This window comes from Chryseobacterium takakiae (genome assembly GCF_900129385.1).
Classification (GTDB): Bacteria; Bacteroidota; Bacteroidia; order Flavobacteriales; family Weeksellaceae; genus Chryseobacterium; species Chryseobacterium takakiae.
This window is the reverse complement of sequence record NZ_FQVO01000024.1, coordinates 1-20621: the sequence shown is the minus strand read 5'-3', so window position 1 is coordinate 20621 and position 20621 is coordinate 1. Positions and strand designations below refer to the sequence as shown.

18 protein-coding genes are annotated in these 20621 nt (G+C 36.9%); 9 read left to right on the top strand and 9 right to left on the bottom strand.

Going from position 1 to position 20621, the window contains the following annotated elements; genetic code table 11:
• From BUA76_RS18690 to BUA76_RS18680, 3 genes are all read left to right on the top strand, one after another.
• On the top strand, positions 1 to 669 hold a 669-nt coding region (locus BUA76_RS18690), incomplete at its 5' end, for a M91 family zinc metallopeptidase (RefSeq protein ID WP_228408512.1).
• 3 nt (positions 670 to 672) lie between these two features.
• Positions 673 to 1257, top strand: coding sequence for a hypothetical protein (locus tag BUA76_RS18685; protein WP_072886317.1), 585 nt, complete (start codon positions 673 to 675; stop codon positions 1255 to 1257).
• A 300-nt stretch (positions 1258 to 1557) separates the two neighbouring features.
• The gene (locus BUA76_RS18680) at positions 1558 to 1953 is read left to right on the top strand and encodes a hypothetical protein (RefSeq protein WP_072886316.1); all 396 of its coding nucleotides are present in this window, start codon (positions 1558 to 1560) and stop codon (positions 1951 to 1953) included.
• A gap of 99 nt (positions 1954 to 2052) precedes the next feature.
• On the opposite strand, the gene BUA76_RS18675 is transcribed toward BUA76_RS18680, so the two are convergent.
• Positions 2053 to 2730 carry a YceI family protein gene (locus BUA76_RS18675; protein WP_072886315.1) on the bottom strand — a complete coding sequence of 226 codons (678 nt, stop codon included), beginning with the start codon at positions 2728 to 2730 and terminating at the stop codon, positions 2053 to 2055.
• Between the two features lie 272 nt (positions 2731 to 3002).
• Here BUA76_RS18675 and BUA76_RS18670 point away from each other — a divergent pair, with 272 nt between their 5' ends.
• From BUA76_RS18670 to BUA76_RS18660, 3 genes are all read left to right on the top strand, one after another.
• Positions 3003 to 5405, top strand: coding sequence for a transthyretin-like family protein (locus tag BUA76_RS18670; RefSeq protein ID WP_072886314.1), 2403 nt, complete (start codon positions 3003 to 3005; stop codon positions 5403 to 5405).
• A 270-nt stretch (positions 5406 to 5675) separates the two neighbouring features.
• Positions 5676 to 7799: a Tex family protein gene (locus BUA76_RS18665; protein WP_072886313.1), complete on the top strand. Its 2124-nt coding sequence runs from the start codon at positions 5676 to 5678 to the stop codon at positions 7797 to 7799.
• 6 nt (positions 7800 to 7805) lie between these two features.
• Positions 7806 to 8390: an RDD family protein gene (locus BUA76_RS18660; protein ID WP_143149953.1), complete on the top strand. Its 585-nt coding sequence runs from the start codon at positions 7806 to 7808 to the stop codon at positions 8388 to 8390.
• A gap of 54 nt (positions 8391 to 8444) precedes the next feature.
• On the opposite strand, the gene BUA76_RS18655 is transcribed toward BUA76_RS18660, so the two are convergent.
• The 4 genes from BUA76_RS18655 to ribA form a co-directional block, all read right to left on the bottom strand.
• Positions 8445 to 8621: a histone H1 gene (locus tag BUA76_RS18655; protein ID WP_027381692.1), complete on the bottom strand. Its 177-nt coding sequence runs from the start codon at positions 8619 to 8621 to the stop codon at positions 8445 to 8447.
• A 111-nt stretch (positions 8622 to 8732) separates the two neighbouring features.
• Positions 8733 to 8861, bottom strand: coding sequence for a hypothetical protein (locus tag BUA76_RS19480; protein WP_262484288.1), 129 nt, complete (start codon positions 8859 to 8861; stop codon positions 8733 to 8735).
• 143 nt (positions 8862 to 9004) lie between these two features.
• Positions 9005 to 10438: an SDR family oxidoreductase gene (locus BUA76_RS18650; RefSeq protein WP_072886311.1), complete on the bottom strand. Its 1434-nt coding sequence runs from the start codon at positions 10436 to 10438 to the stop codon at positions 9005 to 9007.
• Positions 10439 to 10479: 41 nt separating this feature from the next.
• Positions 10480 to 11070, bottom strand: coding sequence for a GTP cyclohydrolase II (gene ribA, locus BUA76_RS18645; protein WP_072886310.1), 591 nt, complete (start codon positions 11068 to 11070; stop codon positions 10480 to 10482).
• A gap of 111 nt (positions 11071 to 11181) precedes the next feature.
• Here ribA and BUA76_RS18640 point away from each other — a divergent pair, with 111 nt between their 5' ends.
• The 3 genes from BUA76_RS18640 to BUA76_RS18630 all read left to right on the top strand — a co-directional run bounded on the left by BUA76_RS18640 (position 11182) and on the right by BUA76_RS18630 (position 13928).
• Complete coding sequence (locus BUA76_RS18640) at positions 11182 to 11880, top strand: SDR family NAD(P)-dependent oxidoreductase (protein WP_072886309.1); 699 nt, start codon at positions 11182 to 11184, stop codon at positions 11878 to 11880.
• Positions 11881 to 11920: 40 nt separating this feature from the next.
• Entirely contained in the window at positions 11921 to 12565 is a 645-nt protein-coding gene (locus BUA76_RS18635; protein WP_072886308.1) for a MarR family winged helix-turn-helix transcriptional regulator, read from the top strand.
• A gap of 130 nt (positions 12566 to 12695) precedes the next feature.
• Positions 12696 to 13928: a YaiO family outer membrane beta-barrel protein gene (locus tag BUA76_RS18630; protein WP_072886307.1), complete on the top strand. Its 1233-nt coding sequence runs from the start codon at positions 12696 to 12698 to the stop codon at positions 13926 to 13928.
• 455 nt (positions 13929 to 14383) lie between these two features.
• On the opposite strand, the gene BUA76_RS18625 is transcribed toward BUA76_RS18630, so the two are convergent.
• The 4 genes from BUA76_RS18625 to BUA76_RS18610 form a co-directional block, all read right to left on the bottom strand.
• Positions 14384 to 17821: a sulfatase-like hydrolase/transferase gene (locus BUA76_RS18625; RefSeq protein WP_072886306.1), complete on the bottom strand. Its 3438-nt coding sequence runs from the start codon at positions 17819 to 17821 to the stop codon at positions 14384 to 14386.
• Entirely contained in the window at positions 17815 to 18879 is a 1065-nt protein-coding gene (locus BUA76_RS18620) for a HEAT repeat domain-containing protein (protein WP_143149952.1), read from the bottom strand. Before BUA76_RS18620 ends, BUA76_RS18625 begins: the two co-directional genes overlap by 7 nt.
• 5 nt (positions 18880 to 18884) lie before the next feature.
• The gene (locus BUA76_RS18615; protein WP_072886304.1) at positions 18885 to 19241 is read right to left on the bottom strand and encodes a response regulator transcription factor; all 357 of its coding nucleotides are present in this window, start codon (positions 19239 to 19241) and stop codon (positions 18885 to 18887) included.
• A gap of 12 nt (positions 19242 to 19253) precedes the next feature.
• Positions 19254 to 20621, bottom strand: a 1368-nt coding sequence (locus BUA76_RS18610) for a response regulator (protein ID WP_143149951.1), incomplete at its 5' end; no start/stop codon positions are given.

Here is a 20621-nt window from a genome sequence, read left to right as displayed (position 1 = left end):
GTGGTGGATCCATTAGCGGAGAAATACAGAAGATGGTCACCTTATAATTATGTGATGAATAATCCTTTAAGATTTATTGATCCGGATGGCAGACAAATTATAATACCTACATCTTTAAAATCATCAGAAGTGAATAGAATATTAAGGGATTTAAGAAAGTTAACAGATGATAAGATTTCTTATGATAAAAAAACAGGTGTTGTCTCAATATCCAGTGAACGTTCAGGAGAAAAAGCAAGAGGAACAAATTTAATACGAAAGTTAGTATCTAATGAAAATATTGTTGAAATAAATATAACAAAAGGTAATACGAAAGAAACTCCTACCGGCGACGGTTATAAGCTTAAGGCAGACGGAAGCCCTGGAGTTGGATCAGGAACTAATATTAAATTTAATCCAAATGACAAAAGTAAGGCTTTAGATATTGATGGTAATAGAGGGATGCCATCAAAGATTGGTTTAGGCCATGAACTTTTACATGCTGAAAAAAATGCAGACGGAACTGTAAATGAAAATTTTAAATCAAAAATTAAAGATCCTGATAATACAAACTACACATTACCAATTGATGAGTTAGAGGTAAGAATTGAAGAAAATAAATTAAGAAAAGAGCAAAATGTGACACCCAGAAAATTACCGAAAACACAACCATTACAAAAACAAGAATAGAGTATGTACATAAGATATTTAATAATTTTTTTATTAGCAATTTCATGCTCTTCACAGCAATCCACAAATGTTGTTGAGAACTATAATGAACCTATTTTTACTACCTCAAAATGGAAAAAAATAGTTATTGAGGAGCTAAAACAACAACAATTAGGTGAAGAAAAAGCGGAATTATTAGAAGATATTGAATTTATAAATTCAAAGGATAATTCTTTTCTAGAGAAAAAATTTCTATATTCAGGCTTTAAAAATTCAAAGCAAAAAGATAAGGATAGTTTTTTTTTAGTTAACTATTTCTATAAGGGGGATGGTCATTATGAATATACTTATATTTTGCAAAAAACAAATAAATGTAATTCTTATTTAATAACTAACGATGGTATTGATCAAAAACGAGATGTAAGAAGAGTTAATTGCGATCAAAAATTAGATAAATTTAACACTTTGATGAATTCTCAAAATGATAAGTTCACTCCCGTAAAAGGGATATTAATCTTATGGAGTTGTGTTGAGGGGAAGAATCAGATAAGGATTTTTAATAATCTAACAATTTATCAAGACGATTTAATAGAAAGCATTTTCTATTGAAATTTTCCCCTCCGCTGCATAACTTCTCCCGATTTTAGATGATAAAATAAGAGACTGTCTCAAAGGCAGTCTCTTAAAAAATTAAAACTGATATATTAAAACTGCTCAGACTGTTTGGGAAATACAAGGATAAGCTACTTTCACAATGGCAGCGGAATAGAAGTTCTTGAAGAAAACAACTACTACCCTTTCGGGTTAAAGCATGAAGGGCTCTTCAAATTTTAGTAATATCAATCCTTTCATTCATGATAATTATTAAATTTATCATATCTACATTAATGAGAATATATTCCAATTACTATGAAGCATTGCTTGTTACTATTTTTTATTATTCTAATTTCTTGCACAGAAAAAAATTCTTTAGTTGAGAAAAAAATCAGCATTTCTCAATTAATTGAACCTAAAGATTATATTTATGTTGAATTACTATCCTACTATTCATCATCAAATAAGAAAGACTCAAATTTTTATATTGTAAAAAATATTCATACTAATGATACGATATATGTCGTTGACAAGAATAGTTCTTCGGTAGCTGATTTTATAAAAAATTATGATGGCGTAGAAAATACAGGAATAGTTTTACAAAAAAGTAAATCAGATAGTAAAAAAAAATATTTTATATCTATTCCATCAGATTATGATCTTAATAGTAAACCGTTGTATTTAGGTGAACTGATAAGGTTAATTGATTGATGCTGCGAATCTCTCAAATTCACAATCTGCAAGCAGTCACTTATAACACCAAAAAAGCTGCCTTTTCAGGCAGCTTCAATGATTCTATAGCTAACAATATTATTTCTTCGCTTTTACATCCACAGCGATCTCAATGTCCTTGCTGATCATCCATTCTGCAGGATCGGCTTCGGAAGTACCAAACTTGATCCCCCAGTCTGCCCTGTTTACCGTAAATTTCGCCTGAATAGAAGCAGAAGTTTCCGTTACATCTACTTTTGCAGGGAACGTTACATTCATTGTTTTTCCGGATAGCGTAAGATTTCCGCTTACTGTTTTATTGGCGCCCGCAACTGCATCTGCAGAAGCATTCTTAAGATCGGTTACGCTGGTAATTTTGAAATCCGAAGTAGGATTTTTTGCAGTATCAAAGAAATCAGGGTTTTTAAGGTGTGCTTCAAGATCTGCAGGTTTCTTGTCTTTTTCCGTTACGGAAGCTGGATCTACCTTGATTGAATTCATATCAATTACAAAGCTTCCCGCAGCAAGCTGTCCGCCCTCAATGCTCAGATCTCCGGATTTGATGTGGAGCGTACCCCAACGCGGTGCCATACCTCCTTTGTGGAAAGCTTTCCAGTTTACTACAGAAGCAGCGGTATCAACAGCCAGTACCTCTCCTTTACTTTCAGCTACCGTCTGTTCCTGTGCTGTTGTCGCATTTTCAGCAGATTTTTCTTTCGTACATGAAGCAGCAAAAAGACCTACTCCCACAAGAGCAATTACACTCAGTTTTTTCATATTATCAATTGTTTTAAAAGTTTATTACTAATGATCCGAAAATGGTATTCCCGGTTTTGATTTTCAAAAATAGAAAACTTATTTTTGGCATCTCTTACCATACATCAAGAAATCTTACGGTACCATAATATCCAGCTGATGAATATAATAAAAATCTGTTTAATACAGCACTGTGTTTTAATAATATCTTAATCCGGATTATCGTTTTTCTGTTGTTTCATCATTTCTAATCATGTAAATTTGCGCACTAATTCCAAGTGAAATTCAGATTTATGACAAAAAAACTTATTTTCCTATTAAGTATTTTCATGGCTTTCTGCAGTTTACATGCGCAAGGCAAAGCCGAAAAAGCAATAACCACCTTCTCTGAAAAATATCCCCAGGAAAAAATACACCTGGTTTTCAATAAAAACAGCTTTGTGGCTGGAGAAAATCTCTGGCTGAAGTCTTTTGTTTTCAATGGATATGACCTCTCCTCTATTTCCACGTCTATGTTCGTAGAATTGTACGACAGCAATAAAACCCAGATCAGCAAAAAAATTTTTCCCCTTCTTAACGGACAGGGCAGCGGCAGCTTCACTTTACCGGAAAATCTGAAAGAAGGAGTGTATTATATCAGAGCCTACACCACCTGGATGTCCAATTTCAGTGAGGATTTTCAGGCTTTACGGCAAATTGTTGTGTATAATCCATCATCTCCCGAGAAAGTGGTTTTGAATGATGCTTCAGAATGGACTGCTTCAGTTTTTCCGGAAAGCGGAACATTGATAGAGGGCTTCACTACAAAATGTGCAGTTCGGTTACAGTCAAAAGGCATCACCCCGTCGGAGTGGAGCGGTTATATAGTAGATTCGGCAAAACCTGATGTAAAAATAACTTCTTTTAAAGGCTTTGATCAAAACGTAGGTGTCTTTTCATTAACTCCGAAAGCAGGCGTACAATACCAGTTAATCATCAATGATTCTAAAGGAAACAAAAAGGTGGTTGATCTGCCTGCTGTTTCAGGTTCTGGGATAAACCTTCAGGTTTCAACCGGAAATGAAGCTGTAAAGTTTTCTTTAAAATCTAAAAATACAATACCCGGAACTTTATACACCGTACTCGGTACCATCAACAATCAGTTGGTTTTTAAAGTTAATTCAGATAAAATTTTTGAGAAGAACTTTTCAATTCCCGCACAGCAGCTTGTTAACGGTATTCTTCAGCTCACCGTATTCGATGATAAAGAGAATATTGTAGCCCAAAGGCTTAGTTTTGTTCAGCCGGGATTATTAAATATCAAAAAACCGGAAATCAAATCTGTAACGTTCAATGAATCTCCAAGAGCTTCAAATGCTTTCAGTATTGCCCCGAATGAAAACAACGATGCTTATACGGTACTTGTAATGGATGGAAGCCTGGAAAGTTCTGAAGATGAAAACAGCCTTTTGAGTACGTTATGGCTTACCGGGGATATTCCTTCTAAAATATATACACCGTCTCAATATTTCACGCCAAACCATAATCCTGAAGCGCTGGATGCTCTTCTGATATCAGAAAAATGGAAAAGATTCGACTGGCGCACCATCATGTCGGGGACGTTTCCAATCATCAGTTACCAGCCGCAGCCCTATATTTCGTATAAAGGAAAAGTAACGGTACAGGGAAGACCTGCCTCGAATGCGGAATTAAATCTATTATTCGAAATGCCGCAAGGCGGAACAAATCTGTCTCAGATAAAAACGGATGATAAAGGATTTTTCACTCTGAAAGGATTGATCTTTGAAGATGCCATTAAATTCTCTTATCAGCTGAATGATCCTAAAATCCCAAAGGAGCAGGTTCAGGTGATTTTTCAGCCGGATTATTCATTCGTCTCTCTGAAAAAAGCACTGCCGGAAAGCAATTATCATCTTGTACCACGTGAAAATAATGAACAGCCGACTGAAGCGGTAAAGAGATATATGGCAACAAAAAATACGCAAAGCAATATTGATGAAAAAGCAACGCTTATTGAAGAGGTACGATTAAAAGCCAGGAAAAAAGATAAAACAAAAGAGCTTAATGATAAATTAAGCAGCCCGTTATTCAGAAGTATGAATGAAACGGTTTTTGATTTTGTAAACGACGATACCTCAGCACAGGGCTACATGAACATTTTGCAGTGGCTCCAGGGAAGAGTTGCCGGACTGACTATAGAATCCAACATGGGAAACTATATTCCAAAATTAAGAGGAGCAAACATTAATATTTATCTGGATGAAATGAAAATTGATGCCTCACAGATCAATTCCATACCCATCTCTGATATTGCCATGGTAAAAGTCATTAAAGATTATTTTGCCGGCGGATTCGGAGGAAGCAGCGGGGGCATTGCCATTTATACCAAACGTGGAGGAATAACCGGTTCTTTAAGCGATTCCGCAACTTCTACAAAATTAAAAAAGTCCGTTATGAATGGCTTCGATAAAGAAGCTCCTTTTGTCAGCCCAGATTATAATGACCGCGGATTTAAAAACATCTCTCAGGATCTGCGGACCACCCTGTACTGGAGTCCTTATGTAGAAACCAATACAAACGAATCAGCAAGGATACAGTTCTTTAATAATGATGAGGCTAAAAATTTCAAAATAATCATTATGGGATTCGATACCAAAGGCTATGTTCCCATTTACTATAATGAGATTGTTCAATAAAAACTAAATGAAAACAGTACCACGCGTACTGTTTTTATATTTTATAATAGTCCTAAAAATCTTAAAATAATTCAGGGCACCCTGGAAAAATCAAAGATTTTTTTAAACTTATGTGTTCTTAAATTTGTGCAAACTTATCCTTACATTTAATGTGACTTATGTGTTTAAAATGCTTTTGCAACCTTTGTGATTGTATAAACTTTAGCATCCTTTTTACAATACATTCCTCTTTTATAAAAAAGTCTGTATTTTAGCCGCCTAAACTTTAAAATGAACGCTACACATTATATACAGCAGATTCTTGATATTCCGGAAAAAAGCATTACCTCTACCCTTCAGCTGTTAGCCGAAGACTGTACCATTCCCTTTATTGCCAGGTACAGGAAAGATAAAACAGGAAATCTGGACGAAACACAGATTGAACAGATCTCAAAGATCAGCAAACAGTTTGAAGAGATGGTCAAAAGAAAAGAAACCATCCTGAAATCTATAGAGGAGCAAAATGCTCTTACTTCCGAATTAAAACAAAGAATTGAAGAGAGCTTCAACCTGCAGGAGCTGGAAGATTTATATCTTCCTTTTAAGAAAAGAAAAAAAACCAAAGCCGATGCGGCAAAAGAAAAAGGACTGGAACCTTTAGCCAAAATCATTATGAGCCAGAAAGCCCAGGATCTGCAGTCTCTGGCTTCAAGATACCTCAATGAGAAAATCGGGACCGAAGAAGAAGCACTTCAGGGAGCCAGAGATATCATGGCCGAATGGATCAACGAAAACATGTATGTCCGCAAAAACCTGAGAAGGATCTTCCAGAGAAAAGCCGTGATTACCTCGAAAGTTGTAAAGGCAAAGCAGGAAGAAGAAGATGCTAAAAAATTCTCACAATATTTTGAATGGGAAGAAAACCTCGGCAGAACTCCCTCCCACCGTCTCCTGGCCATGCTGCGCGCAGAATCAGAAGGTTTTGTGAAAACAAATGTGGGGATCGACAAAGGCGAGGCAATTGAATTTATTGAAAATGCCATTATTAAATCCAATAACGAAACGGCGGAACAGATTGCATTGGCCATAAAAGACAGTTACAAACGTCTGCTGGAACCTGCTATTTCCAATGAAACACTGCAGGAAGCCAAAGAAAAAGCAGATAAAAAAGCCATTGAGATTTTTTCCGAAAACCTTACACAGCTCCTGCTTGCGCCACCTTTGGGAGAAAAAAGAATCCTTGCCATTGACCCCGGCTACAAAAGCGGATGCAAAGTAGTTTGCCTGGATGAGAAAGGTGATCTTTTGCATAATGAAACCATTTATCCTCACGCGCCGCAAAATGAATCCGGCATGGCCATGAAGAAAATACGGTCTATGGTAAATGCCTATAATATTGAAGCAATCTCCATAGGAAACGGAACAGCCAGCCGCGAAACGGAATTTTTCATCAAAAAAATTGCTTTCGACAAACCATTACAGGTTTTCGTAGTTTCCGAAGCGGGAGCATCCGTATATTCTGCCAGTAAAATTGCAAGAGAAGAATTTCCATCGTATGATGTAACCGTTCGTGGGGCAGTATCCATCGGAAGGAGATTATCGGATCCTTTGGCAGAGCTGGTGAAAATTGATCCTAAGTCCATTGGCGTTGGGCAATATCAGCATGATGTAGACCAGACCCAACTGAAAAATGAGCTCGATTCTACTGTGATGAAATGCGTCAACGCAGTGGGAATCAATCTTAATACGGCCAGTAAATCATTGCTGAGCTATGTCTCCGGAATCGGTGAAAAAATGGCGGAAAATATTGTAAATTACCGTGCTGAAAATGGTGCTTTTGAAGACCGCAAACAACTGAAAAAGGTTCCACGGCTGGGCGAAAAAGCCTTTCAGCAGGCCGCGGCGTTTGTAAGGATCAGCAATCCGAAAAATCCTTTAGATAATTCTGCCGTACATCCTGAAGCGTATGGAATTGTGGAAAAAATGGCAAAAGATTTAGGCATCAAAACGCATGAACTCATTGCCAGTAAAGAAAAAATCGCACAGATTAAACCTGAAAAATATATCACAGACGATATCGGAATTTTAAGCATTAAAGATATTTTAAAAGAGCTTGAAAAACCAGGACTGGATCCAAGAAAAGCAGCCAAAGTTTTTGAATTTGATCCGAATGTGAAGAAAATTACGGATTTGAAAATCGGGATGATTCTTCCCGGAATTGTCAATAACATTACCGCTTTCGGGTGTTTTGTAGATCTGGGAATAAAAGAGAGCGGACTGGTACATATTTCCCAGTTGAAGGACGGATTTGTTTCGGATGTGAATGAAGTGGTGAAGCTGCATCAGCATGTTCAGGTAAAAGTAACGGATGTGGATGAAACAAGGAAAAGAATACAGTTGAGTATGATTTTATAAATTATTGTGAAAATATCAGAAATTAGAGAGCGAAAAGTGATACACAGGCCGACTTTTGATTTTGACAGGTACGGCAAAAGGATCTATCATGCCTACGAATACTATCTGCCTTATAATCCCGGATTTAAAGGAAATGAAACCCAGAGATTATTTGCCAAATGGATTGATATGGCCTTATTTTCCGCACTTTTCTATTCTTTGTTTCATGAGAACATCCTGATAAGTATTGGATTGTCCGTTCCATCTTCTATTATTTCCGGAGCGATAACCGAATCTTATTTCGGCACAACATTAGGAAAAAAAATATTCAGGATGAAAGTGATTGATGATGGAGGAAATTACCCTGTTTTTCTTCACTCCCTAAAAAGAAATCTGCTGTGTCTTGTGAATTTATTTCCCATTTTTACGGAATACAGTTCAAAAACTGCCGCAATGGGCAGAAGAACAGGAATACAGATGAATTTCCGCATGTATCTCAATAATAAAATCTGTACTACTTATATAGTTAAAGAAAGTAAGATGAAAGAAATAAAAAGTATATCGGATGCAGATTCAGTTCAACATACCGGGCTGATTGACTCCGAAAACTGATAAGATAATTTTTCTGATAAAAAACAAAGCCGGCAAAATAAGCCGGCTTTATTATTATTTTTTAGATTCCTCAACAGAAACTTTTCTGAAATCCTTGAAAAGTTTGCTTAGTTCTAAGGCTGCTTTGCGAGCTCTTGTACCAGCCGCTTTGTTTCCTTTTTCTGCCTGTTGGTTTGCTTCAGTTGTAAAAGCTTCAAATTCCGCGTTGATTTTTTCAATTAATTCTTTCATTATTTTTAAAATTTAGGCTGCAAATATATGTTTTATGGCAATTCCAGCCTAATAGAGAAGAAAAAAAATAGAATAATTAACCAAATTTAATCTATTCCCAGTCATTTCAATTTATTTTTTAAATAAAATCTTATCTTTTAATGTTTTTTGTTCGGCATTCAATCCTATATCTTTTACATTTATGATATGAAATTGCACTAAAAAAAAGTCTTTAAAAATTAATTTAAATACTTCATTCATTTTACTTTTTTAACATTTATCTCCTCGCAGTTTTTTTTACTGACCTTGCAGTACAAGCCCCGATTTCTGAGTATAGACGATCACTTCAGTTGTTACCAATCCCAAGTAGACCTCGGCCCCAAATCGGTAAAGTTATTATGAAATCAGGATTCGCCGGTTAGTTTTTTAAGCATTCCTTTAAAAATAATTCCGTGAAAAGGCAAAACGGCAAACCAATATAATCTTCCTGAAATCCCATGCGGCCTGAATACGGCTTTCTGCCATAATTTTCCACGATATATTTTAAACATCAGCCAGGCTTCACCGGGAAGTTTCATTTCAGCAAAAAGAATCAGTTTCCCTTCCTGTCGATCTGCATATAAAACCCTCCAGAAATCCAGCGCATCACCTTCGTGAAGGCGGTCGGGATGTGTTCTCCCACGCCTTAAGCCGGGTCCTCCCACCAGAAGATCCATAAAACCGCGGATTTTCCACAAACTCTGTCCGTACCACCCATTGCTTCCTCCAAGCCGGAAAATTCTTTCGATACATTTTTCGCGATCGTCGTATGTTCCGCTTCTCAGGTCTGTAAAACATCCGTAATGAGGAACTTCCATAAAATCTTTTAGGCTGGTGTCTCTCCGGCTGCTGATAAAACTGTCTTTCCAGCTGGAAACAATTTCGTTCGCCTGAATTTTTGCAAGTGTTCTTTTTAAAGCTGTTTCATACGAAAAAGGCTGTATTCCGGTGATACGTTTTATTTCAGCGAGGCTTTCAGGTCTGCAGATCACTTCAATTTTCATGCTTCCTACCAAAGCTGTCGCAAGATTATATGATGTTGAAGTAATAAAATAAAGCCAGTATGAGGAAAGTTTCGGGGTCATTACCGGCAGTGTGAAGATTTTTCTTTTCAGATTTCTTATCCGGGCAAATTCCAGAAGCATCTGTTTGTAAGTAAGCACATCATCACAGCCGATATCAAAACTTTTATGATAACTTTCTTCTTTAAATAAAACAAAAATCAGGAAATCCAGGACATTTGCAATTCCGATAGGCTGACATTTCGTATCGAGCCACCTCGGAGCCACCATCACCGGCAGTTTTTCTACCAGGTCCCGAATAATCTCAAACGAAGCACTTCCTGATCCTATAATAATTCCTGCCCGGAGAACCGTAACCGGAACTTTAGATTCCATTAAAATTTTTTCAACCTGAAATCTCGAACCCAGATGTTTTGAAAGTTCTTTTTCATTGACCAGACCCGATAAATACACGATGTGCTGACATTGTGTAGTTTCAATAAATGTTGCAAAATTATCTGCACATTTTTTTTCAGAATCTTCATAGTCATTACTGTTGCTCATAGAATGCATGAGATAATACGCTCCGGAAATATCTTTGGGAATATTTTCCAGAGTTTCAGGTTTCAGGAAGTCTACTTCCACCACTTCAATGAGAGATTCGTCAATATCCGTATTTCTCGAGAAACGGCTTGCATCTCTACAGCAGCAGACCACTTTATAACCCTGTGCAGCAATCACGCTGATCATTCTCTTTCCGATATATCCGGTAGCTCCCGTAAGCAGTATTCTTTTCATATTTTATGATTCTGTGAATTACTATTCAATCCCCGAAAAAATCATACCCTTTCCAGAAGATGGCCAAAATAATCTTTCTTTTTGACCAGATAACTTTCATTGACCTCGTTTGAATCGATCTCAAGAGGCAGCCTGTTTTCAAGAATAATTCCACTGTTCTCGAGGGATTTTAGCTTATCCGGATTATTGGTAAGAAGATTTATTTTTTGTATTTCCAGCATTTTCAGAATCTCAACGGCTACATCGAAATTTCTTCCATCGGCCGGTAAACCCAATTTAAGATTGGCTTCTACTGTATCCAAACCTTTTTCCTGAAGTGCGTATGCTTTAAGCTTGTTGATGATTCCTATGTTTCGGCCTTCTTGTCTCAGGTAAATGATGACCCCTCCGTTTTCTGCCATAAATTTCATTGCGGCATCCAGCTGCTGCCCGCATTCGCATTTTTTGGAATGAAAAATTTCTCCGGTAATACACTCCGAATGGAAACGGACGTTAACGGTTTTATTAAAATCCGTGTTTTGCGAAACCAGCACCAGATGCGGATTCCAGTCGGACTCATATTCAGAAATTGCATACATTGAGAATACTCCGAAATCGGTTGGTATATTGGATTGTGCCTGTATCTTCATCATAATAATTCATTTAAGTGATTTTTTATAACACAAATTTATACTTTATTTATATATAAAGTAAATTAATTTACTAAATTTGAATATTATTGTTTAATATAAAAGAATAATCATATGAAAACCATTGTGATCGTAGGCTGCGGGAGTGGTATCGGATTTGAAGCAGCAAAAATACTTTCTGAAAAATACGATATAATAGGAATTTCCAGAACTAAATCTCCGGAACTCGAAAAAATTAATCTGAAATTATATGAAAAGGATATTGTATCTGATAACCTCGATGATATTGCTTTTCCAGATGTAATTGACGGACTGGTGTATGCACCGGGAAGTATCAATCTTAAACCATTTAACAGGCTTTCTGAGGAGGATTTTAAGCATGATTTTACCATCAATGTCCTTGGTGCCGTAAAGTGTATACAAAAACTGCTTCCCAATCTGAAAAAATCCGGTAACGCATCAATTGTTCTTTACAGTTCGGTAGCTGCGAAAACGGGAATGCCTTTCCATGCTTCCGTTGCTTCCAGCAAATGTGCTGTGGAAGGACTAACTAGAAGCCTGGCTGCCGAATTTTCGGCTCAGAAAATAAGAGTAAATGCTATTGCTCCTTCTTTAACAGATACACCGCTTGCTTCACAACTTCTATCTACCCCTGAAAAGCGGGAAGCTTCAGCAAAAAGACACCCGCTACAAAGAATAGGTAACGCTAATGAGATTGCGAGACTGACTGCTTTTTTACTTTCGGATGACACATCATGGATTACAGGTCAGGTTTTTGGGATTGACGGAGGTTTAGGTACCATAAAACTATAAAACCCGGTATAAAATGATATTTTTACTCTAAATTTGTACTATGAATACTGATTTTTTTATCGATCTGCTTCATCAGGTAAAAGATTTTGAGAATTCGGATGCGCACAAACCGAATTCCAGTGTGGAAGACTTCCGTCTCTGGCTGAATGATAAAAAATACAGGGAAGAAAGCCCTACAAAACTATTTACCACTGAAGAACATGAAGTTTCGTTTACAGAAAATGAAATCTGTAAGCAGGTATTATTACTGAGCAGATATTCCAGACAACTGATCAGGAAAGGTTTGGGAGAATTCCCTAATCTTGCCAATGAAGAGTTTACTTATCTCTATCGTCTCAAAGATGAACCGAACCTTACAAAAATTCAGCTTATTGAAAGAAACGGTCATGAAAAGCAGACCGGAACCCAGATCATCAAGCGTCTTCTGGAATCCGGTATAGTGGAAGAAAGAAATGATGAGGAAGACAGAAGAAGCAAACGTCTGAAACTTACAGCAAAGGGTGAAGTAATTTTTCACGAATCAGTAGAAAGTGTTAATAAAACCTCCCAGCTTCTTTCGGGTAAATTATCCAAAGAAGAACGGAAAGAACTTTTAAAGCTGCTTAAAAAACTAAATGAATTCCATTCTCATCTTTATCAAGAGTATAGAAATTCCGGTTTTAATGAGATGATTCAATTACTATAAAGTTGGTTTAATTTTTTTTGTGATAAAAAGTACATTTACTTATCAATATTTATTTACAGATATAAAAAGTTCAATATATTTGTTTTATTATATCATTAATAAGAGAACTGTCTAACCATTCCCCGTTTCAATGAAAAAATATATTGGGTTTTTATTACTCATATTGCTCCCGTTTCAGGCATACAGCCAGCAGGATCTGTCTGCAGATGAATTATTTGTAAAGGCAAGAACTGCCGCATTTGACGAAAAAGATTATACAAAATCAATTGATCTTGCCAAACAGGCGCTGCAGAAAGCTCCCAATTATACGGATATTTCCGTATTTTTAGGAAGAGTATACACCTGGAATAAAGATACCGAAGCTGCAAGAGCCGTTTTTGAGGAGCTTGGTAAAAAAAATGTTCAGGATGAAGATTATTTCATTGCGTATACCTCTCTTGAATATTGGAATGATGACAATACCAAAGCTATCGCAATTGCTGATAAAGGACTATCTTACCATCCACAATCTGAAGCATTATGGCTTCTGAAAGCAAGAGCGTATTTTGCCGATAAGAATTATAAAGAAGCTGAAGATGCAATTAAAAACCTTTTAGCTATCAACCCTAAAAATACGGAAGCGATCAATCTTGCCGTAAGAATTAATGATCTGGCTGCTAAAAATGCGATCAGTGTTAATTATAATTATTCCCATTTTGACAAGCAGTTTCCGGATGACTGGCACATTGTGAGTGTGGGCTATAAAAGAGTTACTTCTATCGGATCTGTAATTCTGCGAGCCAACTACGCCAATAAATTTGCGGAAAATGGCATACAGGCAGAACTGGAAGCTTATCCGAGATTATCCGATATGTTTTATCTATATGTAGGCGGAGCTTATTCCAATGATGTAGGCATCTTTCCTAAATACCGCACCGGAGTTTCGTTAAATGCAAATCTGCCGCACAGCTTTGAAGCGGAAATCGGTTACCGACAGCTTTATTTCAGCAATAATATCTGGATGTACACAGCTTCTGTAGGAAAATATTATAAAAATTTCTGGTTCAATATCCGCACATATATTACGCCTGACAATAAAAATATTTCCCATTCTTATACAGGAACAGTACGGTATTATACCAAAAGTGCGCAGGATTATTTTGCGTTCCAGATCGGAACGGGAATCAGCCCTGAAGAATCCCGCAATAATCTTTTGGAAAATGAAACCTTCAAACTGAAAACGTTTAAAGTGGGCGCCGAATATAATTTCTCCGTTAAAAGAAACCTGTTTTCGATAGGTACCATGTATTTTAACCAGGAATACCGGCCTGATGTAAAAGGAAATCAGTTTGATCTTACTTTAGGATATACCCGAAAGTTCTGATTGAATGGGTAAAAAATTAAGAATTTAAATATATAAGGTTTAAATTATTTTCAATTTAACCGCAAAAGTTATTTGATCTATTTTGTTAAAAAAAAGCTTTCTAAGGAATAAAAATTAAAGATTTCATTCCTTAGAAAGCTTTAATTTTACTTATTAAGATTGTTTAAAAGGTTTAAAGTCAAAATAATTTTGCTTCTTTAGGAGCAGAATCTGGGTAGAAATAAGAATAAATGCATCGATCAATCCTGCAGATTGATATTCATAATACCAATAAATGTTCTAAAAATAGCGTTCCTACGGAACGCTGAGCATCTTGCGAATATGATTTCTACACAGATAAAACTCCATAGAGTTTTACTTTTTTAATTTAAATAGCTTCATTGATAATAAGCTTTAAATTAATTTTTTATATCTCTTACGGGAAATAAAAGTTTAAAAATTTAATGACATTAAAATCATTCACCTGTCTTTTTCTTAAAATTGGTGAATACCGAATCCGGCATCAGCTTTTGGGTCTGATAAAATTTGGAATTCATTCTTTTAAACTGATCGAAACGCCCTTTTACTTTTTTGAAAACATCAGCATTATCATAGCTTTCTTCATTCAGATTATTAAGAATGAATAGCTTATTGTCGTGCAGATAATATTTGTCGGAAACAAAATCGGTCAGAAGGCTTTTACTCTGCATGATAGGATAATCTGATTTCGTAATTTCGGCATCTGAAGACAGCCCTTTTCCAACCCATGTAACCGTAGATGGTGTGCGAAGATTATAATTTTTTCGGTAATAAGCCAGGAAAGAAGGCGCAATATCAAAATGACTTACCGTTTTCAGGAATTTTTTAGGACCTTTCAATAATGGCGAATAAATCATCATCGGGACATGGAACCTGTCTATTTTATCCTCAATAAGAATTTCCGGCATACTGTGATCTCCTGTGATGAAGAAAATAGTATTGGCAAAATCCGGTCTTTTACGATAGTTTTCGAAGAACTGCTTTAAGGCATCATCTGCATTCAGAATTGAGATCAGCTGATTTTTATATTGTCCAGCCCATTTTTTCTGGTCAGCGGTTAAAAGATTGGAATTCAATCTTTCATTATACATTTTTTCATAATACGCTTTATTATTAATCAAAAACGGATTGTGGGTGGAAAGCGTAAGAATCATGTTAAAGTAAGGTTTCGTTTGCACCTTCTGCACTTCAAGCGCTTTTCTGAACACTGCCTGGTCTTCATAGCCCCAGCTTTCACCTTCTGCAGTTGCCGGAAGCCTTTTGTACCCGTCACCATAAGAACCGATATCTACAATATGATTGACTTTATTGTATTGCAGGTAATTCCTGTAGTTGTCGAAATTCAGGTTTCCACCGTAATAAAACCCGGTTTCAAAACCGTTGGCCTGAAGAATATTGAAGAGGTTAAAATGATCCGGAATCTTTTCCATTTCAAGAAATCCGTTTTTACCGAAGGGTAAAGAGCCTGTAAGCGACGGTAACGCGGCGAAGGTTCTTCCCGCAGTACTCAAACCGTTTTCCCAATAAAGACTCTGATTGGAAAGAGAATTCAGGAAAGGGGTAAAATTGCCGACATATCCTTTTGGAGAAGTATAAGCGTGTCCGAAGCCTTCTAATGTGACAAATACAAGATTCGGGATTTCATCGGATTTGTTTAAATAAGCTCCCAGAAAATCCTGGGTGTCTTCTTTTTTCCAGAAAGGAAATTCTTCATTCAGCATCCTATTGGCAGATGCAATCTGATCATCGTCATTACCAAAAAAATCTGCAATTTCAGGATGATCACTCATAAAATTTTCTTCATTCGCTTTAAAGAAATATTCCCATTTGCTCTTTCCCGCATTCTGGCTGAATTCATTAGCCTTATTGAGCGTTTCAGAATGCAGGGCTTCCGCAGGAATAAAAAAAGCTATTAATCCCAGCGACAGAAAAGCTATGCCCGGATAGATTGATTTGAGGCCGGAACGTCCGGACATCCACAACGGAATAAATGATACAGCAAGCAAAATAGCAAACAGCGCATAATTTTTAAAATTGAGCATTCCGCTGGCCTGAAGAATCTGTTTCATCTCTTCTTTGCTGTAATAAATAAGGTCCGCACCCAGTAAATTTCCTGTTTCGGAAAAATAGAGAAATAATATGTACTGTAAAACCACAACAAATCCGCAAGCGGCTATTGCCAGTGTTTTGGCCCAGCTTTCTTTAATAAAATTAATAATGAGATACAGAATACCAAAGCCAAACATAAGTTCGAAGATAAAAAGAATATTGTCTGCGAAAAGAGATCCTGCCACGGCAGAAGTATCAATTCTTGTAAATGTATATCTGTACCAGAGCCACTCTGCCAGAATCCCGACAAGAAAAAGAGTACTGAAAACAGAGGCTAAAATGCCCCATTTTTTAAGCCCGTGCTTCAGAATAGCCCATATTTTTTCTTTCAGTGGTAAATTTTTTGTATTCTGATTAAAGCCCTGTCTGGTCATTTCTCCCCAGCCGTGAGACTTTTTAAAATAATCGATAAAACCGTTTACGCCGGCTCTTACAACAATCGGGTGAAAATAGAATGGTTCTGAGAACGCTGTACTTATCAATGCAAAGAAGTCCTTTCTTTTACCGTACACCTGCCGGCTTACCATGTCTACCAATATTCCGTAAACCGAATAAAGGAATCCCATCGAAAGCACGAGTGCGAACAAAACAAAGAAGAAAGGCCAGTTGATGATTCCTAAAAGAAGAAATATGATAAATACGATGTATCCTGAAAATTCTACCAAAGGTCCTAAAAACTCAAAGAAGAACCAGTATGGAAGGCTTATCATTCCTAATTTTTTATATTTAGGATTAAACATCATTTTGCGATGTTTCCAGAGGGTTTCTATGGTTCCGCGCATCCAGCGGTTTCTTTGTTTTTTGAGGATATCTTTTGTTTCCGGAACTTCTGTCCAGCATAAAGGATCCGGAATGGTAATTACTTCATACGGCTCATCCCGTTCTTCCATATATTTTCTCATCCTCACAACAAGTTCCATGTCTTCTCCTACCGTATTCCTGTCGTAACCTCCGCAATCCAGGACAATTTTCCGGTCGAAAACCCCGAATGCCCCTGAGATCAGAATAAGCCCTGAAGCTCTTGACCACGCCATTCTTCCCAATACAAATGCGCGGATGTATTCCAATGCCTGTGTTCTTCCCAATAATGTTTTCGGCATATTTACGCTGACTACTTTTCCGTCTTCGATCACACAATTATTTGCCAGTCGGATCACTCCGCCACAGGCAATGATTTTTTTGTCGGTCTGTTCAAGAAAAGGTTTTGCCAATCTCAGAATAGCATCCTGCTCCAGGATACAGTCTACATCGATACAGACAAGATATTCTCCGGAAGAAACATTAATCCCGACATTCAGTGCATCTGCTTTCCCCCCGTTTTCTTTGTCTACAACGATGAGTTTTCTAAAAGCCTGATTCCTGCTTTTATAGATTCCTTTTATTTTATTGGTTTCAATTTTTCCCTGTACAAAATAAGAAACGCATTCCAGATCGTAAGCTTCAATAAGCTTCTGCATAGAATCGTCCTTACTTCCGTCATTGATGATAATGATCTCAAGATTATGATAATATAAAGAAAGCAGCGATCTTACATTTTCAACAATGGTCATTCCTTCATTATATGCAGGAGCAAGAAGGCTGAAAACCGGCGCATTAGGATTAGCAGCAATAATGCTGTAATCGGTAAAAACATTTTCTTTTTTATAGCGTAATACTGCTCCGACCGCATATATTCCGACCCAGCCGTAAATAATTGCTACTGCTGTACCGTACAGTAAATACAGCCATATAACTACATCATATACAATGTGTGAAAATTCTAACATACTTTTTCCTGCAATGCGTATTTAACAATTTCAACTAATTCTTCTGAAGCTTCTTCCTCTTTGGCGAGCTCTGATAAGTAATCACCATGTCCAAGCTCATACAGAGCCTGTGCGGCATTTACTTTTATTCCGGAAGGAATATCTTCCGCAAGCTCTTTTTTAAGCAAATTGATACAGCACTGATCTTTAGATATTTTCATGACCTTGAGAATTTCAATACGGACTTCGTCCGGCTGATCGTAATAAATCCCGGAAAGATACTGTACAGTTTCAGGATTTTCCAGTGACATGAGAGTTTGTACAGCTTTTACCCTTACTTCAGCTGAAGCAATATTCAGCAATCCTATAAGTTTTGGATAAAAGTTAAGAAGCTGAAACTTTTTTATTAATTTAAGCGTAAAAATAATAACCGAATCGTTTGTGCTTTCAAGCCATTTTGATATTGCATCTTCCGAATCTGCGGGTAGTGAAGAAATAGATAGCAGAAATCTGAGCTGCTGCCATTCTGAAATCCTGGTGGGGAAACTATCTAAGAAATGAAGACCTTCAAATCCTTTGAACCGCACCATCGCGTATTGTGCTTCCTGATAGACCTGGGGTGACGGATGTGAAAGATACTGTTCTATTTGCGGAATAGCATCCTGAACTTCCATTACGGTAAGTTCACGTATTCCTCGGGCAATGAGATAAGCTTTCTTCTGATTAAGCTTTTTCATCGCTTCTTTACGGAGATCATATTCTCTGAAAAGCTCCGTAATTTTATTTTTAGCTGCTCCTGAAAACTTTTTTTCCGAATCCACAAGTTTCTCCAAAAACAGATTCCTGAATGAAGAGTTAACAGAAAGGGCTTTAAAGTAGATATCTTCCGGGATCTCATCATCCGCATATACAATTACATCGGATATCTTCTTATTGATCACTTCAGACCAGCCTGCTCTTCGTACGGATCTATTGTATTCTATAATATTGTAAATAAGTACAATTAACGCCAGCATCAATACCAATGACAACATTATAATAAAAACAACAAAAAGAAAATGGACCGATGAAATTACCATATCTCTTATTTTGACAAAAATCTTTTAACCCTCAACATCAATTCACTGGGACTGAACGGCTTTACAATAAAATCTGACGCGCCCAGATCAAAAGCATTAAGTACCACCTCTTCCTGCCCCATACTGGAAAGCATAATTACGGGCACATCTTTTCCCATTGTTTTTATTGCTGAAAGAATCTCTATTCCGGATGCGAAAGGCATCATAATATCGGTAATGGTAAGATCTACGTCTTTTTCCTTTAAGGTTTCAATAGCTTCTTTTCCGTTCCTGGTCAAAATTACTTCATGCCCTTCTTTCAACAATTTGTGTTCTATTGTTTTAAGAATCAGTTCGTCATCTTCTGCGATCAAAATTAGCATAGCTCTGATTTTTTACTTTATTAAATTTTTTATGATATTTATTCCTCTTTTTACTTCTTCCTGTATTTCTTTATTCATGGCTGAAAAGTCCATTTCTTCCTCTGCTTTCTTTTCCCATTTCAGTGCACATTCAGAAAGCTTAAAAAGTCCGGCAATTCCTCCGGTTCCTTTAAGTTTGTGAAGAATCATTCTGGTTTCTGCAATATCTTTTTCCTGTGCTGCCTTTTCTACATTTTCTACTACCTGTACAAGTTCCTGGATCAGCAGATTGAGAAACATTTCCTTAAAATCATCGTCATCATCACCAATCTGTTCGTTCAGCATATTGATATTGATGTATTTTTCAGGTTTTACCGCTGATTGATCTTCGTTATTTTTATGAAGATCAGGCTTTTGATTTTTACTGCTTCCAACACTGATGTATTTTTCAAGCATTTCCTGAAGATCTGTCTGCCTCAGCGGCTTAGGAAGAAAGTCAGTCATTCCGGCTTCCAGGCATTTTTCTTTTTCACCAAGCACATTTCCTGCGGTAACCCCAATAATCGGGACATCAGAGTAATCCGGAAGCAAACGGATTTGCTTCGTGGCTTCAATACCGTTCATTACCGGCATCTGCACATCCATAAGAATTGCGGAATACCGCTTTTTCCTGCATTCTTCCAGCGCTTCAAGACCATTTACGGCTTCCATAAGATGCGCATCCGGAGCAATGGATTTCATCATTCTGTTATTCAATACCATATTTACAGGATTATCATCTACCAGAAGTACTTCCAGATTACTCATGAATGAGTGAGAGTCATTTTCAGGATGTTCCTGAGCTGCAGCTTCTGTCACACTACTATGCGCTACCCTTCTCAGTGTTTTGTATAAATCATCAGATTTAATTGGTTTCAACAGGAAATAAGAATTATCTTCTTTTTTAAATGAATTAATAACATCATGTTCCTCTGAAGAGGTATGAAGAACCACCAGTGGTGAAATTTCTTTTCGCTGATTAAACAATTCCCTGATCTTATCAATGGTTTCCAACCCCGAAATAACCGGCATATGGTAATCCATAAGAATTACATCGAAGTGCTCGCCTTTCAGAAGAATCTGCAGTGCTTCCATTCCGTTGGCAGCCAGTGTAGAATCTATATTTTTATACGCAAGCATATGCTGAAGAATAATCCTGTTACTTTCGTTATCATCTACCACCAATGCTCTTTTTATCGTCATATTTTCTTCTTCTTCCCTGAATTCTGACATTTCATAAGGAATCTCAATATCAAAGAAAAATACCGAACCTTTATCCGGTGCGCTGATCAGCGACAGATGGCTGCCCATATACTTCAGAATATTGTTCGAAATGGTAAGCCCAAGACCTGTTCCGCCATA